The sequence below is a fragment of the Lactococcus sp. DD01 genome (genome assembly GCF_001578715.1).
Lineage (GTDB): Bacteria > Bacillota > Bacilli > Lactobacillales > Streptococcaceae > Lactococcus > Lactococcus petauri.
The window spans coordinates 1-379 of sequence record NZ_KQ968963.1; the positions used below are offsets into that span (position 1 = coordinate 1).

Annotated in this window: 1 pseudogene; it reads right to left on the reverse strand. The window is 48.0% G+C overall.

Annotated elements, in window-relative coordinates:
• Positions 1-379: pseudogene (locus LACDD01_RS12135) on the reverse strand (hypothetical protein); the annotation flags it as partial.

Consider the following 379-nt stretch of genomic DNA (forward strand, 5'->3'; position numbering starts at 1 on the left):
TCCATGACCCAGAAGTTCCCGATTTGCTTATTTCTTCCTACTTCATCATTCTCTGCCTCTGTTCGGAGTGCTCTCCATTCTTGCAGGGTAATAGGATTGCGCTCTTGGCGGAGGTTCTGGGAAGTTGTGCGTGTGCCCTCTGTAGAACCTGGCCAGACGATGTCATTTTGTCCATTAGTGTAGGAGACATTGGCTTGCCAGAAATTATCTGTGCCATTGCCGGGATGAGTGGCACCTCTTTCAAGGTAGTCTTGCGCATCACCGGCAGCAGCTGTCGTCAAATCTATACTGTCATGATTAAAGGTCGGCAAGTACCAAGGTTCCTCTAGATTGTCACGTTCCCAACCAAAGGTGAGAGTGGAATATTGGTTAAAGTTAG